The sequence below is a fragment of the Streptomyces sp. NPDC058872 genome (assembly GCF_042743065.1).
Classification (GTDB): domain Bacteria; phylum Actinomycetota; class Actinomycetes; order Streptomycetales; family Streptomycetaceae; genus Streptomyces.
In genome coordinates, this window is record NZ_JBHYMK010000049.1 from 21375 (window position 1) to 42047 (window position 20673).

A 20673-nucleotide genomic window follows, 5' to 3' on the forward strand; every position below is an offset into this window, starting at 1 on the left:
GCGGACGTCAGGGCGCGGCCGGCGCCCCCGTGGGCGGGAACCGCAGGGCGAGCCGGACCGGCACCAGCGTGGCCGCCACGGTCAGCGCGGTGACTAGGCCGACGGTCGCGAGGTAGATCCACAGCGGGCCGCCGGGCAGCCATGAGCCGTCGAGCGCGAGCCGGAACGGGACCAGCGTCGCGGCGGCCACCAGGGAGCCGAGGATGGTCCCCATCACCGCCACGAGCAGCGCCTCGATCGTCATCATCCGCATCACCTGGCCCGTGGTGGCCCCCACGAGACGCTGGAGCGCGAACTCCTCGCGCCGCTCGGACGCGGCCACCACCAGGGTGTTGACCAGGGAGATCATCGCGTACCCGATGATGGTGCCGGCCAGCAGGAAGTTGATCCAGGCATCGGCCGACGCACCCCCGGAGGCGGCTCGCGGGGCAGCGACGACGACCGCCGAGCTCCCGTCCGTACGGCCCACCGCGACGGCGGGGGAGGCGTGCGCGTCCGTACGCGCCGGGGTGACGGCGACGGTGGCATTCACGTCCGTACGCGCCGGGGTCACGGCGACGGTGGCGTGGGCGTCCGTACGGGCAGGGGTGACGGCGACCGCCGAGCCGCCGGCCGTACGGGGCGGTGGGACGGAGGCAGGGACGTTCACCTCCGTACGCGACGCCGGGGTGACGGAGACGGGGGCGCTCGTGACCGTGTCGGCCGCGCGGGCGTCCCGGGCCGACGCGTCCTGGGTCGTCTGGAGGTAGAGCAGACCCGTGGCGAGCCCCGTCGCCAGCATCACCGGAGTGACCGCACCGGCCGTCCTGACCGCGCGGGCCCGGACGTTGTCGGAGGCGAGGCGGCAGGACGGGCCGGGCAGGACGCGCAGCGGCGGCCGCAGCACCGCGATCAGCGCCCGGGTGAGCCCCGGCGCGACCAGCGCGATGCCGGAGGCCCAGAGCATCGCGGTCGGACCCGCCGTGCTCGCTGCGACCGACCCAGGCATCACCAGCACGGTGACCAGGGCCAGGGCGGTGCCGCCGGCGAGGCAGAGCAGCGCGAACACCAGACGCGGCGCGCTCATCCAGCGGCGCTGCAGCCCCGCCTCGGCGAGGGCGGCCGCGGGCCGGACCAGCGCGGCGCGGCGCGAGGCGATCCAGGCGGCGGCCACGGCCGCCAGCAGGGCCGCCCCGGCGGCGATGCCCAGCGGGATCCAGCCGGCGCGGTAGGGCATCTCGGGCGAGACCATCCCGCCCTCGGCGAACCGCTCCAGCATCAGCCGTCCGGCGGCGTGACCGGGTGCCAGGGCGAGCGCGGTCGCGAGCGCCCCGACCACCAGCGTCTCGGACACCACCAGGAGACGGATCTGACCGGGCAGCGAGCCGACCGCCCGCAGCAGGGCCATCTCCTGCATGCGCTGCTGGACGAGCACGGCGAGCGTGGAACCGACGACGAACACCACCACCATGACGGCGATCCCGCCGAACACGGCGGAGAGCGAGACCAGCCGGGTCGCCTCCTGCTCGATCGGCGAGAACAGGACGACGGCGTGACCGCCGTCTGCCCGCCGCGGCGGGGCGGAGGCCCGGATGCCGGTCTCCATCAGACCGCCGCACGCGGCGACGATGACGGCTCCGAGGAACAGGGCCACGAAGGAGGCGACGAAGCCGCTCTTGCGGAAGCGCAGGGTGCGCAGGGCCAGACCGAACATCAGACCGATCCTCCGGGGGTATGGACGCCGGGACGCTCGCCCCACGCGCCGAGATGGACCATGCGCTCGGCGATCGTGTCGGCGGTCGCGCCGTGCAGCTCGTCCACGATCCGCCCGTCGGCCAGGAAGACGACCCGGTCGGCGTGGGAGGCGGCCACCGGGTCGTGCGTCACCACGATGGCCGTCCGCCCGCCGTCGCGCACCGCGGAGCGCAGCAGCCGCAGCACCTCGAGGGCGGTGTGGGTATCGAGCGCGCCGGTCGGCTCGTCACCGAAGATGACGGCCGGTTCCGTGATCAGCGCGCGGGCGATCGCGACCCGCTGCCGCTGACCGCCGGAGAGCTCGTCCGGCCGGCGCCGGCCGCGGTCACCGAGGCCCACCTGCTCCAGCACCCGCGCCACACTGCCGGGTTCGGGCCGGCGGCTCGCCAGCCGCAGGGGCAGGGTGACGTTGTCCTCGACGGTCAGCGCGGGCAGCAGGTTGTACGACTGGAAGATGAAGCCGATGCGCTCGCGACGGAGCCTGGTCAGGTTCCGCTCGCTCATGCCGGTCAGCTCGACACCGTCCAGGACCACCGACCCGGACGTCGGGCGGTCGAGCCCCGCCGCGCACTGGAGCAGGGTGGTCTTGCCCGATCCGGAGGGCCCCATCACGGTGGTGAAGGTGCCGCGCCGGAAGCCGATCGACACGTCGTCGAGCGCGACCACGCCCGTGCGTTCGGCGCCGTACGCCCGACGTACCCTGCTGAGGACGACGACCTCGTCGGCTTCACGCTGCGGCGTGCTCTTCATGGATGGGTCTCCCTGGTGCTGGTGCAGATGGTTCGTGGTGTGGTCGTGGTGGGGCCGGGGACGCCGACCGGTCCGTCCGGGGCCGGGGACGCCGACCGGTCCGTCCGGGGCCAGGACGGCGGCTCCCTCATCCCTCGTCGACGCTGCGCAGCATGAACTCGACGGCGCACAGCCGGTCGGTGAGCTCCCTGAGCGTCCGGTGTAGCGACTCCTGGCGCGCCACGGACTCCTCGGCGAGGACGCGGTACTGGGCCATCGCGGCGCCGTCCGCGCGATGTCTCTGCAGGACGAAGTAGGCGACCGTGCTCGTACTGAGACCGAGCACCACGATGAACGTGATGAGGATGGCGATGAGCCCGCCGTTCATGTCGTCGCTTCCCTTCGACTCGTGAGGTGCTCCGCGCGCCGGAGCGGCGCCGGGCACAGCCGTACGTCCACGTCCGCGCCCCGCGCGCGCGGGCCGAGCGCCGCCACGGTGAGCACCCCGCGCGGCCCGGCGAACGGCGCCGCGACGCAGTGCCAGGCGTACGGCTCCGTGACCGCCCGCTCGGCCCGCGGCGGGGCGTCCGGGGCGGGCAGCGGCAGCAGTCGGCGGACCGGGGCCGGCGGCCACCGGTGCGGCAGCGGACCGGGCCGTTCGAGCCCGCCCGAGTCCAGACCGGTGCCGTAGGCCTTGCCCATCGCCTCCTTGTGGGTCCACAGCCAGAAGAACGCCAGGTCCCGCTCCGCCTCGGGCCGGTCGCGCACCCACGCGGCCTCCGCGGCGGGGAACCACCGGGCGGCGAGCTGTACGGCGGCCACCCGGCGGGGGACCTCGACGTCGACGCCGACGGGCCCCACGTACGACAGGGCGAGCGCGGCGAGCCCGCGGCCGTGGCTGAGGCTCACCCACAGCCCGTCGCCCAGACCGGACAGCAGCGGCCGGCCCGCGTGATCGTGCCCCAGCCGCAGCGAGCCCGGCGCCACCCCGCAGACCCGGGTCGCAGCCCTCAGCAGCGCGGCACGCGAGGCCGCCGCGTCCAGGCCCGGTGTGGGCGTGACGACGACGGTGATCCTGCGGGGCAGGAGGCGGTGGCGGGGGCGGCGGTTCAAGCCTTCTCCAGCGGGGCGGGCGGGCGCGGAGGTGTCAATCGATCACCTTGACGCGAACGGCCGCCCACGGACAGGTGTTTCAGCGGGCGCCGAAAAACGCAGCCCACAGCGCTGCGGCAACACCGTTCCGGCCCGCATCAGTTGCTCGTCAGTTCCATGTCAGCGCAGCCGAGAAAACTTCTCACCATCAGCTGCGTCAACACGTGGAGGCGAAAATGACCAGCACGGTCGCGATCACCACCGAACAGCGTGCCGAGATCAAGGAGATCGTCTGCGAGATCCTCGAGATCGAGCCGGCCGAGGTCACGGACACGAGCCTCTTCAAGGAGGACCACAACGCCGACTCGCTCGGCGCGATCGAGATCCTCTCCTCCCTGGAGCGCACCTTTTGCATCGAGATCGACCAGACCGAGCTCACCCGGATGGTCAACCTCGACGGCGTGGTCGCCGTCGTCCAGGAAAACCTGACCGCGTAGTGCCCCGCGCGGATCCCGACAGAGCCGACAGAGGGGACAGCGATGAGCAGTGAGCGCCGGCCGCACCGGGTCGTCGTCACCGGCCTGGGGACGGTGACCAGCATCGGCACCTCGGCCACCGAGTTCCTGACCGGGCTGCGTACCGGACGCAGCGGGGTCAAGCCGATCACGGCCTTCGACACGACCGGATACGCGTACGCCAACGGCTGTGAGATCGAGGGCTTCGACCCGTCCGAGTGGATCGAGCGCGTGGATCCCGGAGAGCTGGGCCGGGCCGGCCAGTTCTCGGTGGCCGCGGCCAGGATGGCCGTGTCCGACGCCGGAATGGGCCTGGAGGAGCTGCGCGCCCGCAGGGTGCTCGTCTCCGTCGGAACCACCGACGGGGAGTCGCACGACCTCGACGGCCTGATGGAGAGCCAGCTTGCCACCGGGCCCGAGCACCTGGACCCGGTCGTGGCGCGCCGGTCCGGCGCGGGGATGCTGTCGAGCAGCATCGTCCGCGAGCTGGAGCTGCGGGACGTGGAGGCGGTCACCATCCCCACCGCCTGCGCCGCCGGCAACTACGCCATCGGCTCCGGCTTCGACGCGATCCGGTCGGGTGAGGTCGACGTCGCCCTGTCGGGCGGGGCCGACGCCGTGTGCCGCAAGACGTTCACCGGCTTCTACCGGCTCGGCACCATCGCCCCCGACGTGTGCCGGCCGTTCGACGCCGACCGGCAGGGCATCCTCACCGGCGAGGGGGCCGGCATCCTGTTCCTGGAGAGCCTGGAATCGGCCCTCGCCCGCGGTGCCCGGATCTACGCCGAGATCCTCGGCTACGGTCTGAACTGCGACGCCCACCACCCGGTCGCCCCGGACCGGGACAGCCTCGCCGCCTGTATCGAGCTGGCCCACCGCAACGCCGGGGTAAAGCCCGAGGACATCGACTTCATCTCGGCGCACGGCACCGGGACGAAGGCCAACGACGTCACCGAGGCGGGAGCCATCCGCCAGGTGTTCGCCGACCCCCCGCCCACGGTGTCCATCAAGTCCATGCTCGGCCACACCATGGGGGCCGCCAGCGCCCTCGCCTCGGCCGCCTGCGCCCTCGCCATCACCGAGGGGTTCATCCCGCCGACCATCAACCACCGGCGGACGGACCCCGAGTGCGGCCTGGACCCGGTGCCCAACGAGGCGCGCCCCGCCGACGTGCGCATCGTGCAGAACAACGCGCTCGCCTTCGCCGGCAACAATGCCGTGGTGATCCTCGGCCGGTACGAGCCGGACGCCGCCGACCGGTCCGCACCCGGAACCGCCGGCCGCCCGTACGAACCGGAAACGGCCGCATGACGGCCCTGACCCCGCGGCTGCGCCGGCCCGCCACGCACGACGACCCGCTGCGGGTGCTCCTGCTGCACGGTCTCGGCGGCCGGCCCTCGGTGTGGGACCCGTTCGCGGCCCGCGCCGACGGACGCCTCGAACTGTGGGACGTGGAACTGCCCTGGCGGGCCATGGCCGACAGCGAGGGCTGGGGCTCCCTGCCCCAGCCCGCCCAGTGCCTCGTCGAGCTGCTCCAGGAGCCCTACGACGCGGTCGTGGCCCACTCGTACGCCGCCAACCTGCTCACCGAGGCCGGGGCCGCGGGGCTCGTCGCACCCCGGCCCACCGTCCTGGTCAGCCCGTTCTACCGGTCCAGTCCCCGGGACTTCGACTGGTCGGTGATCTCGTACTACCTCAACGACTTCCACCGCGTCTTCGAGGAGGCGCTGGAGGTCGGCGAGACCCAGCGGTTCGCCAAGACGCACCGGGACTGGATGGCGCTGCGGCTGCGCGACCAGATCGGCCCGTACGGCTGGATGCGGTTCTTCGAATCGTATCTGCGCACCCCCTTCCTCGACCTGGCCGCCGTCCGCTCCCCGCTGCTCGTGCTGTCCGGAGAGAAGGACATCGCGGCGCGGGCGGAGGACGGCCGGGCCCTCGCCGCGGCCGTGCCCGGCGCCCGCTTCGAACTCCTCGACGGCTGCCGGCACTTCCCCATGGTGGAGGACCCGGACCGCGTCACCCGCTTCGTGCACGACTTCCTCGCCGTAGGAACCCGTCCGGCGCGGCACGCCGCCGCAGCCCCCGTTCCCCGACTGGAGATGACATGACCAGCAGCACGGCCGCCACCACGGACGGCAGCACCCGCCTGGAGATCCGGCCCCGCTACGAGGGGTCCAACATCTGCACCTGGATCGGTTTCAAGCACGTCAACTACATGGTCGAGGAAGCCGTCTACGACCACCTGCGGCAGCGCGGCTTCCCCGCCGGGGAGCTGTACGAGCGGTACGGCCTCGGTGTCGACATCACCGACCTCGACACCAAGATCCTCACCGCCTTCCACATCGACAGCGTCGCGTCCGCGGTCGTCCGGCCCGCCCCCGGCAAGGGCGACGGACTGCGCCTAGTCGTCGAGATGACGACCGAGCGCGACGGCGAGCCCGTGAAGGCCGTCGTCTCCAAGGTCGCCGTCCAGCTGCGCTTCGACCCGCGGGGCCACGAGGCCGAGGAGGCGCCGGCCGAGCTCGCGGAGTACGTCGTCGAGCGGCTCGGCGCCGGCGCCGAGGCGATCCCGGTACCGGCGGGCACGGACCCGCTGGAGCAGCTGACCGCGGGCCGCAACGCCTTCGGCTGGGCCTGGCGGATGCCGTACTTCTACTGCCACTTCACCGAGCGCGTGCAGATGTCCGGCTACCTGCGGCAGATGGAGGAGGTCGTCGACCTCTTCCTGGAGGACCGCGGGGTGTCGATCAAGACCCTCCTCGACGAGCAGGACTGGATCCCCGTCGTCCCGCACTCGCGGATCACCGTCCTCGACGAGGCCCGCATGGAGGAGACGCTCTACACCGTCTTCACTGTCGAGAACGTCTTCAAGCGCTACACGTACACCGCCCGCATGGACACCTACGTGCTCCGCGACGGCGTCCTCGTCCCCACCACCACCGGCCGCATCACCCACGGCTGGGCCGTCATCGAGAACCGCGCCGACTGGAGCCTCGTCGACTTCGACGACCGTCTGATCAACGCGCTCAACGGCAAGGCGGGCAAGGCGGTCGGCCGGGGGACCGCATGACCGCGGCGGACGTCGCGAGCCGCCCGGCCGGATCCACCGACCGGACCGGGCCCGCGGACGAACTCGTCTTCACCGCCTGGTCGTCGGTCTCCCCGTACGGCATGGAGGCGGCCGCGTACGCCGAGGGGATCCGGGGCGCGGCGAGCGCGCCTGCCGACCTGGACCCCGAGGCCTTCCCCGGCCCCTACCGGCAGGGCGCGCTCGTTCCGGACTTCACCGCGGCGGGCGCCCTCGGCAAGAAGGGGACCCGCACCATGGACCGGGTCACCGCGCTCGCCGTCTCCACCTTCGGCAGCCTCCTCGACGCGTGCGGCCCCGCCCTCGTCGAGCGCCCGGAGAGCGTCGCCCTGGTGCTCGGCACCGGGTCCGGCAGCGTCCAGAGCATCATGGACTTCACCCGCGACTCGCTCACGGGGGACCGCCCCTATCTCGTCGACCCGGCCCGCTTCCCCAACACGGTGATGAACAGGGCGGCCGGCCAGAGCGCCATCTGGCACGGCATCAAGGGCCCCAACACCACCATCGCGGGCGGCTGGCTGACCGGGCTGCTCGTCCTCGGCTACGCCGGCCGGCTGTACCGGGGCGGACACTGCGAGCGGGTGCTGTGCGGGGTCGCCGAGGAGTACTCGGAGCAGCGCGCCTGGCTTGAGTGGCACGCCGCCGACGGTGACGCGCGCATCCCGCTCGGCGAGGGCGGCGCGGCCTGGCTCCTCGAATCCGCCGACGCCGCGCGGGCGGCGGGCCGCACCCCGCTCGCCCGGCTGCGGGGCACCCGGTTCCGCGCGTACCACCGGCCCGCCGAGGTCGCCGACGCCCTGACCCGGTGCGTCCGCGCCCTCCTCGACGAGGCCGGCGCCGACCCTGCGGACGTCCGCCTCGTCGTGCCGCTCGGCACCGAGGGCGAGGAGGACGCCGTGCGGGAGGCCCTGCCGGCCGGTCAGGAGCCCGAGTGGATCCACTGCCGGCCGCTGCTCGGCGACACCTCGGCCGCGGCGACCGGCTTCCAGACCGTGGCCGTCCTCGCCCTCGCGGCCGGGGGCGGACTGCCGGCCGGACAGCTCGCGCTCGTCACCGGCATCGACCGGGACGGCACGGTCGGCTGCGCGCTGCTGAGCGGATGAGGAGACGGCCATGACGCTCGAAGAGGCCCTCGGCCTGGTGGAGGACCGCCCGCGGGCGGTCGGCGGTCCCGAGCGGACCGGGCTGGCCGAGGAGACCGTACGGAGCTCGTTCGCGGTACCCGCCGATGACCCGTTCCTCGCGGGCCACTACCCCGGCTTTCCGCTGGTGCCTGGCTTCAGCCTCGTCCAGTACGTGTACGAGCTGGCCGCCTCCGCGGGGGCGCCCCGCGACCACCCGGTCGTCGTGCGCAAGGCGCGGTTCCTCAGCCCGGTACGGCCCGGCGGGGAGATGGTCGTCGAGGCGCGGATCGAGCGCACCGCCGACGGGGTCCGCGCCGTCGCCGCCGTTCGCGCGGACGACCGGCCCGCCGCCGAGATCACCCTCCACTACCCGCGGGAGACGAACGACCCGCAGGAGACCCCGTGAAGACGCCCCCAGAAGACCCCGTGACGACGCTCGCGGGAGACCCCGCGCCGACGCCCCCGGGACAGCCCGTGGCCGGCCCCGCGCCGACGGACGCGCGCCTCACCTCCGTCATCCCGCACCGCCCCCCGGCGCTGCTGGTGGACCGGGTGGTCGCCGTGGAACCCGGCCGGCGGCTGGTCGCCCACCGGACGGTCGCCGCCGGGCCCGGCTTCCACCCCGGGCCCGTCCGCCCCGGCCAGGACGACGACCCGTCCCTCCCGCTCGGGCTGCTCCTCGAGTCCTGGGCCCAGGCCGCCGTCCTGCTCGCCTGCTGGGAGCGGCCGAACCCGGACGTCCTGAAGGGCAACGTCGCCCTCCTCGCCGGGGTGCGCGACGTGCGCGCCCTGGCCCCCGTGGAACCCGGGGCGGTCCTCGTCCACGAGGTCCGCGTCCTGCGGGACCTCGGCGACACCGTCCTCACCACCGGCACCACCGTCGTGGGGGACCGGACCGTCCTGGAGGTGGGGCAGCTGACGCTCGCCCTGCGGCCGGCCGAGTCCCTGGACCCGGCGGCCGGGACCACCGCGAAGACAACCGACGAGAGGTCATGATGTCCGCAGACAACCGCGTCGCCCTGGTCACGGGAGGCTCCCGGGGCATCGGCCGCAGCGTGGTCCAGCGCCTCGCCGCCGACGGATACGACATCGCCTTCTGCTACCGCTCGCGCGAGGAGGAGGCGCGGGCCGTCGCCAAGGAGGTCGAGGCCGCCGGCGCGGCCGTCCTCGCCTGCCAGGTCGACGTGGCCGAGCAGTTCGATGCCGAGGACTTCGTCCGCCGGACCGAGCGCGAACTCGGCCCCGTGCACGTCGTCGTCTCCTCGGCCGGCATCGTCCGCGACAACCCGCTCATCATGATGAACGGCCATTCCTGGCAGGAGGTGCTGCGCGTCAACCTCGACGGGACCTACCACGTCTGCCGCGCGGCCGTCTTCGCCATGCTCAAGCGCAGGACCGGCTCCGTCATCACCATGTCCTCGGTGGCCGGGGTGTACGGCAACGCCACCCAGACCAACTACTCGGCGTCCAAGGCCGGCATCATCGGCTTCTCCAAGGCCCTGGCCAAGGAGGTCGCGCCTCGGGGCATCCGCGTCAACAGCGTGGCCCCCGGCTTCATCGAGACCGACATGACCTCGGCGCTCGGCGAGGACGCCGGCGAGCGGCTGGCCGCCCGCGTCCCGCTCGGCCGCTTCGGCCGCCCCGAGGAGGTCGCCGACATGGTGTCCTTCCTCGCGTCGGACCGCGCCTCGTACATCACCGGGCAGGTCTTCGGGGTCGACGGCGGGCTGGTGATCTGACATGGCGGCCGACAAGACACCGCGCTTCTACTTCTCGCTGCGCAGCCCCTACTCGTGGCTCGCCTACCGGGAGCTGGTCGACACCCACCCCGACGTCGCCGCCGCCGTCGAGTGGCGGCCGTTCTTCGAGCCCGACGCCGTCAGCGAGCGGATGCTCACGGAGGCCGGCGGCTCCTTCCCGTACACGCCCATGTCACGGGCCAAGCACCTGTACGTCCTCCAGGACGTGGGGCGCCTGGCCAAGGCCCGGGGGCTGCGGCTGACCTGGCCGGTCGACAAGGCGCCGGTGTGGGAGGTCCCGCACCTGGCGTACCTCGTCGCGCTGCGCGAGGGCCACGGTTCCGCGTACGTGGCGGCGGCCTACCGGGCGCGCTGGGAGGAGGGCCGCGACATCTGCGCCCCGGACGTCGTGGCCGCGATCGCCACCGCCGTCGGCGTCGACGGGGACGCGGCGGCGGGCGCCGCCGAGGACCCGGAGCTGCGCCGCGAGGGCGTGCGGCTGCTGCGGGACATCGACGCGGACGGCGTCTTCGGCGTGCCCTTCTTCGTCCACGGCTACAGCCGGTTCTGGGGCCTCGACCGGCTCCCCGACTTCGTCGGCCACCTCCGGACGCGGACGGTCCCCGCGCCGCGCCTGCCGGAGCCGGTCGCCGCCGCCGTCGGACTCGGCCCCCGGTCCACCGACGACGGTCACGCCGGAGGCTGCGGATGACGCCCGGGCCCGCCCGGCCGGGGACCGCGACCGCACCCGGACGGCCTCCGGCGGGGGGATCGCGGTCATGACGGTGCTCGACGACATCGTCGCGGGTGTGCGCGACGACCTGGACGAGCGGCGACTCCGCGTCCCCGTCAGGGAGGTGCGGGAACGCGCTGCGCACGCAGGACCGGTCCTGGACGGCGCGGCGCTGCTGCGCGGCGACGGCGGCACCGGGGTGATCGCCGAGGTGAAGCGGGCGAGCCCGTCCCTGGGCCCGCTCGCCGCCATCCCCTCCCCGGCGTCCCTCGCCGCCGACTACGAGGCGGGCGGCGCCCGCGCCGTCAGCGTCCTGACCGAGCGGCGCCGTTTCGGCGGCTCGCTCGCGGACCTGGACGCCGTACGCGCGCGGGTACGCGTGCCGGTCCTGCGCAAGGACTTCGTCGTCGGCGACTACCAGGTGTGGGAGGCGCGGGCCCACGGCGCGGACCTCGTGCTCCTGATCGTCGCCGCGCTCGACCAGCCGCTGCTCACTGACCTGGTGGCCCAGGCCAGCGAGATCGGCCTCACCCCGCTGGTGGAGGTCCACGACGCCGACGAGGCGGAGCGGGCACTGGCCGCCGGCGCCCGGGTGATCGGCGTCAACGCCCGCGACCTGCGCACCCTGGAGGTGGACCGGATGGCCTTCGCCCGCGTCGCGCCCCTCCTCCCCGCCGACGTCGTCACCATCGCCGAGTCGGGCGTCGGGGGCCCGGACGACGTCGCCGTGTACGCCCGCCAGGGCGCGGACGCGGTCCTCGTCGGCACCAGCCTGGTGACGGGCGGCGCCCCGCGCGAGGCGGTACGGGACCTGACGGCGGCGGGCCGTGCCCGGCCCGCTCCCGCGGCACCGCCCACGGCCGGACCACCGGACCCGTGACCACTCGACCGGACCGTCAGGGCCGGGCCCTGCGGGGCCCGGCCCTGACGTGGCTTCAGCCTCCCGTGGCCCGCTTCGTGGTGATCGTGCGCCAGCGGTCGAGGACGGCGGTCGCCGCGCCCGAGTCGATGGACTCGGCCGCGCGGAACAGCGCCGACGACAGGCGCTCGGTGCAGGAACGCGAGTGCGGTTCTAGGGCGGCGAGCCCCGCCGCCGCCGACAGCAGCACCGCGTCCCGTACCGGTCCCCGGGTGCCGGCAAGGACCTCGCGTGCCACCCGCGCGTTGTGCACCCGGTCGCCGCCGCGCAGTGCGGCCGCGTCCGCCCGGGGGATGCCGAGGGCCCGCGGGTCGAAGCGCTCCTCGCGCACCTTGCCGTCGTGCACCGACCAGATCGTGGAGGTCGTGGTGACCGTCAGCTCGTCCATGCCGTCGTCGCCCCGGAACACCAGCGCCGACACCCCCCGCCGGGCCAGCACCCCGGCGAGCAGCGGAGCGAGCCGCCGGTCGGCGACGCCCACCGCGCAGGCGGCCGGCGCGGCCGGATTCACCAGCGGGCCCAGCGCGTTGAAGACCGTACGGATGCCCAGCTCACGGCGCGGACCGGCCGCGTGCCGCAGCGCCGGATGGAAATCCGGCGCGAAGCAGAAGGTGATGCCGACGTCCTCGGCGACCTCCGCGACCTCCGCCGGTTCCAGCGACAGCGCGACGCCCAGCTCCTCCAGGACGTCGGCCGAGCCGCAGGCCGAGGACGCCGACCGGTTGCCGTGCTTGACGACGCGGGCACCGGCGCCGGCGGCCACGATCGCGGACATCGTCGAGATGTTGACGCTGTTCGAGCCGTCACCTCCCGTGCCCACGATGTCGAGGGCGGGCCCCGGGACCTCCAGGCGCACCGCGTGCCGGTACAGGGCCCGTACGAGCCCCTCGATCTCCTCGACCGTCTCGCCCTTGGCCCGCAGCGCCACCATGAGCCCGGCCAGCCGCACCGGCCCGGCCCGGCCCGACATCACGTCGTCCATCGCCCATTCCGTGTCCCGCGCGGTCAGACTCCGGCCGTCCAACAGGGCGTCCAGCAGATCCGGCCAGCTGCGCGTCAGCGGTTCGGCGCTCATGGAATTCTCCTCAGCCCGATATCCGAATACGTGTCGTACGCCAGTCTGCTGACCGCCCGACCGGCATTCCAGACCACTGTCCACCGAGTCGTACGGTCCAATTCCCGCGGGAACCCGCCGGAGGAAGGGAAGTGCTGTGGCACTGCACATGTCCGTCGACATCGCGAGGGATTCCGAGGTTTCCCTGACGGCGCAGATCCAGCGATTCATCAAGAAGGAGATATCCGAGGGAGTCCTCCATCCCGGCACCCGGCTCCCGTCGAGCCGCGCCCTCGCCGACGACCTCGACGTGTCACGCAGCGTGGTCGTGGAGGCCTACGGGCAGCTCGTGGCCGAGGGGTACCTGGAGGCGACGCGCGGCGCCGGCACCCGGGTCGGCCCGCACGTGGGCGAGGAGGCCGTCGTACCGGCCCTCCTCGACGCCGGCCGCGGCCCGGTGACCCGCTGGGACCTGCGAGCGGGCGGACGCAACCTGCCCGCGTTCCCCCGGCGCGAGTGGCTCTCGTGCTACCAGCGGGTCCTCGACGCGGCCACGCCCGCCGACCACGACTATCCGCCGCCGGCCGGCGAACCGGCCCTGCGCACCGAACTCGCCCACTATCTGGGCAGGTCGAACGGTGTCCGCGCGGACGCTGACTCGATCATGGTGGTGGCCGGCTTCGGACACGCCCTGGGCCTCCTCTGCACCGTACTGCCGTGGCACGGCGTGGACCGGCTGGCCATCGAGGACCCGGGCCACCCGGGGCAGCGCCGGTTCCTGCGGGAGAGCGGGCTCTCGCCCGTGCCGGTCCCCGTCGACGACGAGGGCCTCGACGTCGACGCCCTGGCCGCGACCGGCGCCCGGGCCGTCCTGGTGACGCCCGCCCACCAGTTCCCCACCGGGGTGACCCTGAGCGCGCGGCGCCGCGAGGCCCTGGTCCGGTGGGCCGAGGCCGTCGGCGGCTGGGTGATCGAGGACGACTACGACGGCGGCCTCTGGTACGAGCGCACCCCCCGGCCGCTCGCGCTCCAGCGCCTCGCCCCCGACCGGGTCCTCTACGCCGGGACCGCCAGCAAGACGCTGGCGCCCGGACTCCGACTGGGCTGGCTCGCGGCTCCCGACGCGCTGGTGGAGCCGCTGCTGCGCGCACGGGCCCGCCACGACCTCGGCACCGAGACGCTGACCCAGCTGGCCTTCGCGGAGCTGCTGCGCAGCGGCACGTTCGACCGGCACCTGCGCCGGCTCAACGCCCACTGCCGCGGCCGCAGGGAGGGGCTCGACGAGGCGGTGCGCCGCCACCTGCCGGGCGCCGAGGTAACCGGCAGGGCCGCGGGGCACCACACGTACGTCCGGCTGCCCCGGTACGCCGACGAGGCGGCGCTCGTGACCGCGGCGCTCGGCCGGTCGGTCCTCGTGCGCGGCGCGGCGGCCTACCACGCCCGGCCGCTCAGGGGCGCGCCCGCGCTCGTGGTCGGGCACACCCACCTGCCGCGCTCGGGCGTGGCCGAGGCCGTACGGGAGATCAGCGTGGCCGTGCGCCGGTGAGCCCGGCCTCCCGCCCGGGCGCCGGGGAGCCGCTGGTGGCGAGGAAGTTCTCCAGGAGGGTGAGGCCCGCCGTCGTCATGATGCTCTCCGGATGGAACTGCACGCCCTCGACGGCCAGGGTGCGGTGCCGCAGCCCCATCACATAGCCGTGGTCGGCCGCGACGGCGGTGACGGTCAGTTCCCCGGGCAGCGGCTCGGCCACGACCAGCGAGTGGTACCGCGTGGCCTCCAGGGTGTGGCCGAGCCCCTGGTAGATGCCCGCGCCGTCGTGCCGGACCGTGCTGATCCGACCGTGCATGATCTGGTCGGCGACCTCGACCCGGCCGCCATAGGCCAGCGCGATGGCCTGGTGGCCGAGGCACACGCCGAGCACCGGCACCCGGCCGGCGAAGCGATGGACCAGCTCGACGTGACCGGAGTCCCGGGGGTGCCCGGGGCCGGGGCCGAGAACGACCGCGTCGGGGCGGGTGGCGGCGAGTTCCTCGGGGGAGCGAGTGCGGGACCGTACGACGTCGGTGTCGGCCCCGAGGGTGCGCAGGTACTGGTCGATGATGTGGACGAAGCTATCGTAGGCGTCGATCAGCAGGACCTTCATACCGGTCGTCTCCAGGGCGAGTGCGAGGGCGAGGGCGGCGGGGAGGGGGACGGATCGCGGGGCGGCGGCCAGGGGGTCATTCGGCCAGCTCGGCCCCGGTGAGCGCCCAGTAGGCGGCGCCCATCTTGGCCAGGGTCTCGCGCCACTCGGCCTCGGGGTCGGACTGCGCCACCAGACCGGCGGAGCTCTGCGTGGAGTAGACGGAGCCGTCGTACGCGATCGTGCGGATGCACAGGGCCAGTTCGCTCCAGCCGCGCACGTCGACCAGGCCCACGGCCCCGGCGTAGGCGCCCCGGTGCTCCTGCTCCAGGCCGTCGATGATCTCCATGGCGCGGAGTTTGGGCGCACCCGTCATGGTGCCGGCCGGGAACGTCGCCCGTACGGCCTGCCACGGGTCCACCCCGGGCTCCAGCTCACCGGAGACGGAGGAGACCAGGTGGAAGACGTGCGAGAACGTCTCCACCGCCATCAGCCGGTCGACGGGCTGGACGCTCGGCCGGCAGACCCGCCCGATGTCGTTGCGGCACAGGTCGACCAGCATGATGTGCTCGGCCCGTTCCTTCTCGCTCTCGCGCAGCTCCTTGACCCGTCGCTGGTTCTCCTCGTTGTCGTCCGCGCAGCGCGGGGCGGTGCCCGCGATGGGTCGCATGACGATCCTGCCGTCCTCGATCCGCAGGAACAGCTCCGGGCTCGCGCCGATCAGGGTGCTTCCGGCGCGCGGCAGGAGGTACATGTGCGGCGAGGGGTTGCGGCCGCGCAGCCGGCGGTAGACATCGACGGGCCCCAGGGCGGTCCGCACGTCGATGCGGTGGCCGATCTGGATCTGGTAGATGTCCCCGACGCCGATGTGCGCGAGGCAGCGTGCGGCCCAGTCGAGGAAGGTGGCACGGCTGACGCTGTCGCGCACCTCCCGGGGCTCCGGGGCCGCCGGAACGACCGACTCCGTTCCGCTCTCGGGGCGTTGTGCGGCGGCCCAGACCTCGATGGCGACGTCCAGGCGGTCGGGCCGCGCCGGGAAGGCCGCGCTCTCGGCGGCGAGCAGACGCACCCCGTCCGGCCCGTAGCGGACGGTGTCCCGGAACAGCGTCAGGGTCACGTCGGGGCCGCCGGTCGCCTTGGTGCGCCGCGGCAGCTCCTCCATGTGCCAGGCGGACTCGTACGCGAACGATGTCAGGAACCCGAAGGCGTACTCGGAGGCGGGCAGCTCGGTGTCGAGGACGAAGAGCCGCTGCGCACGGGCCGCCAGGTCCCACAGCTGGTCGGAGCGGGTAAGCCGCAGCCGGTGCGCACCTGCCGCCGCGCCCGGCTCCGCGCCCGGCTCCGCGCCCGGCTCCGGGGAGGTCTCCGGGGAGGTCTCCGGGTGGTCCGGGGAGGCCTCCGGGTGGAGTCCCGCCGCCTCCGCGGCCGCCACGAGGGCGCGCACCAGCTCCGGCGCGCCGTCGATCTCGACGTGGCCGGCGAAGCCGCGGATCTCCGCCAGCCGGCCCACCCCGACGGCGGCCGAGTTCCGCTGCCGCGGCCCCTCGCCGCTCAGGTCCTCGAAGAGGAAGACCTCCGCGTCGCCGAGGGCCTCGCGCAGACCGGTGTACAGATCGAGCGGGTCGTGCCACGGCAGCTCGTCCGCCACGACCCGTACCCCGATGGATTCACTCTCCGTCAATTTCGTCATGGTGAACTCCCGTCGAATTCTCGAAATCGTCCTCGGGCAGCGGTCGATCCATCCCGACGATGAAAAGAGAACCGCGTGATCCCCCCGGCGTGCCAGACCAATCGCCTCGCGCAGATACGGACCACTTCCGAATTCCTTGACCCCGCCCGCCGTCATGCACTGTGCTTCTCTAGGTTTCCGCATCGGTGCACGGGAAGGGAGCTCGGACCATGGAAAGCGACTCCACAGAATCCAGAGAATCCGGCGGGTCCTGGCGGACGCACGTCGCCGCCCAGCAGCCGGACTGGCCGGACGAGGGGGAGGTGCGCGCGGTGACGCGGTGGCTGACCCAGGCGCCGCCGCTGGTCCTCGCCGCCGAGTGCGACCGGCTGCGCGAGCGGATGGCGGCCGTGGCCAGGGGCGAGGCCGTGCTCCTCCAGGGCGGCGACTGCGCGGAGACCTTCGGCGAGGCGACCGTCCAGGGGGTGCGCGGCAAGCTCAGGACCCTGCTCCAGATGGCCGTCGTCCTCACCCACGCCACCGCCCTGCCGGTGGTGAAGGTGGGCCGCATGGCGGGGCAGTACGCCAAGCCCCGCTCCAGCCCGGTCGAGCACCGTGACGGGCTCACGCTCCCGTCCTACCGCGGCGACGCGGTCAACGGCGCCGCCTTCACCGAGCGGGACCGCACGCCCGACCCATGGCGCATGCGGCGGATGTACGAGGCGTCTGCGACCACCCTCAACCTGGTCCGGGCGCTCACCACCGGGGGCTTCGCCGACCTCCGCCAGGTGCACGCCTGGAACCAGGGGTTCGTGACGGGCTCGGCGGCGGGCCGGCGCTACGAGCGGATCGCCGACGAGATCGACCGCACCCTCGCCTTCATGCAGGCCTGCGGCGTCGGCCTCGGGGAGCTGACGAGCGCGGAGTTCTTCGTCGGGCACGAGGGGCTGCTCCTCGACTACGAGGCCCCGCTCACCCGCGTCGAGGGGGAGACGGGCCGCTCGTACGCCACCAGCGGGCACCTGCTGTGGATCGGTGAGCGGACCCGGGACCTGGACGGCGCGCACGTCGAGTACTTCTCCCGGGTCGCCAACCCCATCGCGGTCAAGCTGGGTCCCACCGCCTCGCCCGACGCCGTCCTCGGTCTCATCGACCGCCTCGACCCGGCGCGCGAGCCGGGCCGGCTGACCCTGGTGGTCCGGGCCGGCGCCGACCGCGTCCGCGACGTGCTGCCGACCCTCGTGGAGAAGGTGACCGCGGAGGGGGCCCAGGTGTGCTGGGTCAGCGACCCGATGCACGGCAACACGTTCACGGCGCCGAGCGGCCACAAGACGCGCCGCTTCGGCGACGTCCTCGACGAGGTCCGCGGCTTCGTGGAAGTGCACCACGCCCTGGGCACCCACCCCGGCGGCGTCCACGTGGAACTCACCGGCGACGACGTCACCGAGTGCGTGGGAGGCGGCAACGAAGTCCGCGCCGAGGACCTGGACCGGCGCTACGAGACCGCCTGCGACCCGCGGCTCAACCACGACCAGTCGCTCGACCTGGCGTTCCTGCTCGCCGAGATGTACCGGGAGCGTCCGGCGACGCTCAGGCCCGGCAGCCGTCCCTGAGCGCGTCGAACGGGGGCTCGGCGGCCAGGTAGAAGTGGTCGCCGGGCACCGTCCGCAGCCGGAAGGTGCCCCGGCTCGCCTCCCGCCAGGCCTCGGCCTGCGCGGGGGTCACCCGGGGATCGGCGTCCCCCACGAGCGCCGTGACGGGACAGGACAGCGGCGGCCGGTCCGGCTTCGTGTAGCCGCCGAGCATGACGAAGTCGGCTGTCAGCGAGGGCAGGATCAGCGCGCGGAAGTCCGGGTCCGCCAGCAACTCGGGTGCGGTGCCGCCAAGTTCGGTCAAGGTCCGCAGGGCGCCCTCCGGGCCGTCGGGGGCGTCAGAGCGCGGCAGGTGCGGCGCCCGCGCACCCGAGACGAGCAGCCCGTGTACCGGGGCACCGCGCTCCTCCAGGACGGCCGCCGTCTCGTACGCCACGAGCGCACCCATGCTGTGCCCGAACAGCACGACCCGCCGGCCGTCGTCCGCGCCGGCGATCTCCTCGGCGATCAGGCGCGCCATCGCGCGCAGGTCGGTGAACGGCTCCTCGCCAAGACGCTCGGCGCGCCCCGGATAGCAGACGGTGTACACCTCGGCCCCGGTGAGCGCGCCGCCCCATCCACGGAAGAACAGCGGGGAGCCGCCGGCGTGCGGAAAGCAGAAGAGCCGCACCGGGGCGGAGGCCCGCGGTGCGGTCGTACGGGTCCACGGCATGGGGCCCTCCTCAGAGCAGTGCGGCGACACAGGCACGGGAGAGCGCCTGCAGGCTGGACACCATGGACTCCGGCGGCAGCGCGGAGGCCCGGTGGGCGAGCGGGAGTTCGGTGCAGGCGGCGAGGACCGGAAGGGAGCGCCGCCGCCACAGGGACTCCACGACGTCCTGGAAGCCGTCGGCGGCCTCGTCGGTCCGCCCGGCCTTCACGAGCCCGGCGGCCGCGTGGACGCGCTCCTGCTCCGCGTCGCCCGGCACGTGCAGCGGGTAGCCCCGCGTCGCCGCCCGCTTCTGGTAGAGGCCGCTGGCCACCGTTCCGGTGGTGGCCGTGAGCCAGCCGCCCTCGGGGCTCAGCCGTACCGCCTCGTCGAGGGTCGCGTCGACGATGTCGACGAGGGGGGCGGGAAGTTCCGAAGCGATGTCGTCGAGCAGCGCGTGCGCGGTGTTGCAGGGGATGGCGAGCAGATCGGCTCCCCATTCGACGAGGGTGAACAGATGTTTGCAAATGAGCCGGGCCGCCTCGGTGTCGTCGCCGAGGATCGCGGCCGTGCGGTCGGGGACGGTGGGGTCGGAGAGCATGACGATCCGGGGGTGTTCCTGGTCCCGGGACGCCGGTACGTCGTTGGCGAGGAGACGGAGGAACTCCGCGGTCGCCGCGGGCCCCATCCCGCCGAGTACGCCCAGCGTTCTCCCCGGGGGCAGGGTCGTCGCCGCAGTCATGGGACGATGCTGGGCCCCATCGCTGACACCCCGCTGACACCTCGCTGACCGCCCGCCGGCGGGCCCGCGCACCGCATGGGACCACCCCTCCGGGGTACGGGCAGCCCGCGCCCGGACCCGGGGGTTTGCCCCATGGTCGCTCCGTTGCAGGTGCGATAGCGTCGCAGAGCGCCGTGACCACCAGGGCCCGGACCGGCCTACTCCCCGTGCCCGTTCGGGCCACTCTCCAGAACTGAGGAACCTTCATGCGTCAGTTACTCCGCGGCCTCGGGCTCGTCGCCGTGTCCGGCACCGCCGTCGTCTCGCTCGCCTCCTGCGGGATCGTCCAGGGGGAGACCTACGAGGACGACAGCACCCTCTCCGGCAAGATCACCTCGGTGCGCCTCGACAACGGCTCGGGCGGCGTCACGGTCAACGGGGTCAAGGACGGCGCCCTGGCGCTGCACCGCACGATCGAGTTCCAGGGCGAGCGGCCCCAGGGCGCCACCCACCGGATCGAGAACGGCGTGCTGATCCTCGGTGGTTGCGGCAACCGCTGCTCGGTCAACTACACCGTCGACGTGCCGGCCGGCATCCCCGTCAGCGGCGAGGTCTCCAGTGGGGCCATCCGCCTCGCCCAGGTCGGTTCGGTCGAGGTGACGACCAGCTCGGGCCGCGTCGAGATGAACGGGGTCACCGGCACCGTCCAGGTGCGGACCAGCAACGGCCAGATCAACGGCACCGGCATCAAGGGCGACTGGATCCAGGCCCAGACCTCCAACGGCAGGATCAACCTGGCCCCGGACACCCCCGCCGACATCCGTGCCCAGACCTCCAACGGCGCCGTCACCCTCACCGTGCCGAAGGCCAGTTACAAGGTGACCGTCGACTCCAACAACGGTGACCAGACCATCGACGTGCCCAGCGACCCGGCCGGCAAGTACGAGCTCGGAGTGCGCACCAGCAACGGCGACATCACCGTCAGGAACAGCTGAACCCGGGCGGGCCCCAGGCCCACCCGCCCCCCACCGGCCGCGTGACCGTCGCACCCGCCGCGCACCCGCCGCCGCACCCGCCGCCCGAACGCCCTCGGCGGCGTCGGCGGTGGTGGCGGTGGTGGCGATCAGCGAGGCGTCAGCCCGCTGTCAGCGCC

At 73.8% G+C, this 20673-nt stretch carries 22 protein-coding genes; 13 read left to right on the forward strand and 9 right to left on the reverse strand.

All coding sequences use genetic code 11. The features are described from left to right. Positions 1–7: 7 nt before the first annotated feature. From ACFW22_RS26660 to ACFW22_RS26675, 4 genes are all read right to left on the reverse strand, one after another. Positions 8–1693: an FtsX-like permease family protein gene (locus ACFW22_RS26660; RefSeq protein WP_386409149.1), complete on the reverse strand. Its 1686-nt coding sequence runs from the start codon at positions 1691–1693 to the stop codon at positions 8–10. After that, positions 1693–2484, reverse strand: coding sequence for an ABC transporter ATP-binding protein (locus ACFW22_RS26665; protein ID WP_386409151.1), 792 nt, complete (start codon positions 2482–2484; stop codon positions 1693–1695). The genes ACFW22_RS26660 and ACFW22_RS26665 overlap by 1 nt, the downstream gene beginning before the upstream one ends. Positions 2485–2611: 127 nt before the next feature. Next, positions 2612–2851: a hypothetical protein gene (locus ACFW22_RS26670; protein ID WP_073817685.1), complete on the reverse strand. Its 240-nt coding sequence runs from the start codon at positions 2849–2851 to the stop codon at positions 2612–2614. Beyond that, entirely contained in the window at positions 2848–3576 is a 729-nt protein-coding gene (locus tag ACFW22_RS26675; RefSeq protein ID WP_386409153.1) for a 4'-phosphopantetheinyl transferase family protein, read from the reverse strand. Before ACFW22_RS26675 ends, ACFW22_RS26670 begins: the two co-directional genes overlap by 4 nt. Positions 3577–3791: 215 nt before the next feature. On the opposite strand from ACFW22_RS26675, the gene ACFW22_RS26680 reads away from it, so the two are divergent. The 10 genes from ACFW22_RS26680 (at position 3792) to trpC (ending at position 11637) form a co-directional block, all read left to right on the forward strand. Next, positions 3792–4052: an acyl carrier protein gene (locus tag ACFW22_RS26680; RefSeq protein ID WP_386409155.1), complete on the forward strand. Its 261-nt coding sequence runs from the start codon at positions 3792–3794 to the stop codon at positions 4050–4052. A 42-nt stretch (positions 4053–4094) separates the two neighbouring features. Then, the gene (locus ACFW22_RS26685) at positions 4095–5381 is read left to right on the forward strand and encodes a beta-ketoacyl synthase (RefSeq protein ID WP_221744751.1); all 1287 of its coding nucleotides are present in this window, start codon (positions 4095–4097) and stop codon (positions 5379–5381) included. Beyond that, complete coding sequence (locus tag ACFW22_RS26690; protein ID WP_386409158.1) at positions 5378–6181, forward strand: alpha/beta fold hydrolase; 804 nt, start codon at positions 5378–5380, stop codon at positions 6179–6181. Before ACFW22_RS26685 ends, ACFW22_RS26690 begins: the two co-directional genes overlap by 4 nt. Further along, positions 6178–7143, forward strand: coding sequence for a hypothetical protein (locus ACFW22_RS26695; RefSeq protein ID WP_386409160.1), 966 nt, complete (start codon positions 6178–6180; stop codon positions 7141–7143). The genes ACFW22_RS26690 and ACFW22_RS26695 overlap by 4 nt, the downstream gene beginning before the upstream one ends. Further along, positions 7140–8264 (forward strand): beta-ketoacyl synthase N-terminal-like domain-containing protein, encoded by a 1125-nt coding sequence (locus tag ACFW22_RS26700; RefSeq protein WP_386409162.1) that lies wholly within the window; start codon positions 7140–7142, stop codon positions 8262–8264. Before ACFW22_RS26695 ends, ACFW22_RS26700 begins: the two co-directional genes overlap by 4 nt. A 10-nt stretch (positions 8265–8274) precedes the next feature. Continuing rightward, complete coding sequence (locus tag ACFW22_RS26705) at positions 8275–8691, forward strand: hypothetical protein (protein WP_386409164.1); 417 nt, start codon at positions 8275–8277, stop codon at positions 8689–8691. Continuing rightward, on the forward strand, positions 8688–9281 hold the full coding sequence (locus ACFW22_RS26710; protein ID WP_386409166.1) for a 3-hydroxyacyl-ACP dehydratase FabZ family protein: 594 nt from the start codon (positions 8688–8690) through the stop codon (positions 9279–9281). Before ACFW22_RS26705 ends, ACFW22_RS26710 begins: the two co-directional genes overlap by 4 nt. Beyond that, positions 9278–10024, forward strand: coding sequence for a 3-oxoacyl-[acyl-carrier-protein] reductase (gene fabG, locus ACFW22_RS26715; RefSeq protein WP_386409168.1), 747 nt, complete (start codon positions 9278–9280; stop codon positions 10022–10024). The genes ACFW22_RS26710 and fabG overlap by 4 nt, the downstream gene beginning before the upstream one ends. Before the next feature lies 1 nt (position 10025). Continuing rightward, a complete protein-coding gene (locus tag ACFW22_RS26720; protein WP_386409170.1) occupies positions 10026–10736 on the forward strand; it encodes a 2-hydroxychromene-2-carboxylate isomerase in 711 nt (236 codons plus the stop codon). 67 nt (positions 10737–10803) lie between these two features. Beyond that, positions 10804–11637 carry an indole-3-glycerol phosphate synthase TrpC gene (gene trpC, locus ACFW22_RS26725; RefSeq protein ID WP_386409172.1) on the forward strand — a complete coding sequence of 278 codons (834 nt, stop codon included), beginning with the start codon at positions 10804–10806 and terminating at the stop codon, positions 11635–11637. 55 nt (positions 11638–11692) lie between these two features. Here trpC and trpD read toward each other — a convergent pair whose 3' ends face one another. Next, positions 11693–12751, reverse strand: coding sequence for an anthranilate phosphoribosyltransferase (gene trpD, locus ACFW22_RS26730; protein WP_386409174.1), 1059 nt, complete (start codon positions 12749–12751; stop codon positions 11693–11695). A gap of 136 nt (positions 12752–12887) precedes the next feature. On the opposite strand from trpD, the gene ACFW22_RS26735 reads away from it, so the two are divergent. After that, positions 12888–14276 (forward strand): PLP-dependent aminotransferase family protein, encoded by a 1389-nt coding sequence (locus tag ACFW22_RS26735; protein ID WP_386409176.1) that lies wholly within the window; start codon positions 12888–12890, stop codon positions 14274–14276. Here the strand turns inward: ACFW22_RS26735 and ACFW22_RS26740 are convergent. Beyond that, on the reverse strand, positions 14254–14871 hold the full coding sequence (locus tag ACFW22_RS26740; protein ID WP_386409178.1) for an anthranilate synthase component II: 618 nt from the start codon (positions 14869–14871) through the stop codon (positions 14254–14256). The genes ACFW22_RS26735 and ACFW22_RS26740 overlap by 23 nt on opposite strands. Before the next feature lie 76 nt (positions 14872–14947). Further along, the gene (locus ACFW22_RS26745) at positions 14948–16540 is read right to left on the reverse strand and encodes an anthranilate synthase component I family protein (RefSeq protein ID WP_386409180.1); all 1593 of its coding nucleotides are present in this window, start codon (positions 16538–16540) and stop codon (positions 14948–14950) included. Between the two features lie 209 nt (positions 16541–16749). On the opposite strand from ACFW22_RS26745, the gene ACFW22_RS26750 reads away from it, so the two are divergent. Further along, entirely contained in the window at positions 16750–18132 is a 1383-nt protein-coding gene (locus ACFW22_RS26750) for a class II 3-deoxy-7-phosphoheptulonate synthase (protein ID WP_386409182.1), read from the forward strand. Here the strand turns inward: ACFW22_RS26750 and ACFW22_RS26755 are convergent. Next, positions 18110–18823 (reverse strand): thioesterase II family protein, encoded by a 714-nt coding sequence (locus ACFW22_RS26755; protein WP_386409184.1) that lies wholly within the window; start codon positions 18821–18823, stop codon positions 18110–18112. The genes ACFW22_RS26750 and ACFW22_RS26755 overlap by 23 nt on opposite strands. 10 nt (positions 18824–18833) lie before the next feature. Then, complete coding sequence (locus tag ACFW22_RS26760; RefSeq protein WP_386409186.1) at positions 18834–19541, reverse strand: aspartate/glutamate racemase family protein; 708 nt, start codon at positions 19539–19541, stop codon at positions 18834–18836. A 245-nt stretch (positions 19542–19786) separates the two neighbouring features. On the opposite strand from ACFW22_RS26760, the gene ACFW22_RS26765 reads away from it, so the two are divergent. After that, the gene (locus tag ACFW22_RS26765; RefSeq protein WP_386409188.1) at positions 19787–20515 is read left to right on the forward strand and encodes a DUF4097 domain-containing protein; all 729 of its coding nucleotides are present in this window, start codon (positions 19787–19789) and stop codon (positions 20513–20515) included. Positions 20516–20673 lie beyond the last annotated feature (158 nt).

Excerpts from the sequence above, each read along its gene's own strand:
- ACFW22_RS26660 (WP_386409149.1), bottom strand. The coding sequence starts at position 1,693 with ATGTTCGGTCTGGCCCTGCGCACCCTGCGCTTCCGCAAGAGCGGCTTC.
- ACFW22_RS26665 (WP_386409151.1), bottom strand. The coding sequence starts at position 2,484 with ATGAAGAGCACGCCGCAGCGTGAAGCCGACGAGGTCGTCGTCCTCAGC.
- ACFW22_RS26670 (WP_073817685.1), bottom strand. The coding sequence starts at position 2,851 with ATGAACGGCGGGCTCATCGCCATCCTCATCACGTTCATCGTGGTGCTC.
- ACFW22_RS26680 (WP_386409155.1), top strand. The coding sequence starts at position 3,792 with ATGACCAGCACGGTCGCGATCACCACCGAACAGCGTGCCGAGATCAAG.
- ACFW22_RS26685 (WP_221744751.1), top strand. The coding sequence starts at position 4,095 with ATGAGCAGTGAGCGCCGGCCGCACCGGGTCGTCGTCACCGGCCTGGGG.
- ACFW22_RS26690 (WP_386409158.1), top strand. The coding sequence starts at position 5,378 with ATGACGGCCCTGACCCCGCGGCTGCGCCGGCCCGCCACGCACGACGAC.
- ACFW22_RS26695 (WP_386409160.1), top strand. The coding sequence starts at position 6,178 with ATGACCAGCAGCACGGCCGCCACCACGGACGGCAGCACCCGCCTGGAG.
- ACFW22_RS26700 (WP_386409162.1), top strand. The coding sequence starts at position 7,140 with ATGACCGCGGCGGACGTCGCGAGCCGCCCGGCCGGATCCACCGACCGG.
- ACFW22_RS26705 (WP_386409164.1), top strand. The coding sequence starts at position 8,275 with ATGACGCTCGAAGAGGCCCTCGGCCTGGTGGAGGACCGCCCGCGGGCG.
- fabG (WP_386409168.1), top strand. The coding sequence starts at position 9,278 with ATGATGTCCGCAGACAACCGCGTCGCCCTGGTCACGGGAGGCTCCCGG.
- ACFW22_RS26720 (WP_386409170.1), top strand. The coding sequence starts at position 10,026 with ATGGCGGCCGACAAGACACCGCGCTTCTACTTCTCGCTGCGCAGCCCC.
- trpC (WP_386409172.1), top strand. The coding sequence starts at position 10,804 with ATGACGGTGCTCGACGACATCGTCGCGGGTGTGCGCGACGACCTGGAC.
- trpD (WP_386409174.1), bottom strand. The coding sequence starts at position 12,751 with ATGAGCGCCGAACCGCTGACGCGCAGCTGGCCGGATCTGCTGGACGCC.
- ACFW22_RS26740 (WP_386409178.1), bottom strand. The coding sequence starts at position 14,871 with ATGAAGGTCCTGCTGATCGACGCCTACGATAGCTTCGTCCACATCATC.
- ACFW22_RS26745 (WP_386409180.1), bottom strand. The coding sequence starts at position 16,540 with ATGACGAAATTGACGGAGAGTGAATCCATCGGGGTACGGGTCGTGGCG.
- ACFW22_RS26750 (WP_386409182.1), top strand. The coding sequence starts at position 16,750 with ATGGAAAGCGACTCCACAGAATCCAGAGAATCCGGCGGGTCCTGGCGG.
- ACFW22_RS26755 (WP_386409184.1), bottom strand. The coding sequence starts at position 18,823 with ATGCCGTGGACCCGTACGACCGCACCGCGGGCCTCCGCCCCGGTGCGG.
- ACFW22_RS26760 (WP_386409186.1), bottom strand. The coding sequence starts at position 19,541 with ATGACTGCGGCGACGACCCTGCCCCCGGGGAGAACGCTGGGCGTACTC.
- ACFW22_RS26765 (WP_386409188.1), top strand. The coding sequence starts at position 19,787 with ATGCGTCAGTTACTCCGCGGCCTCGGGCTCGTCGCCGTGTCCGGCACC.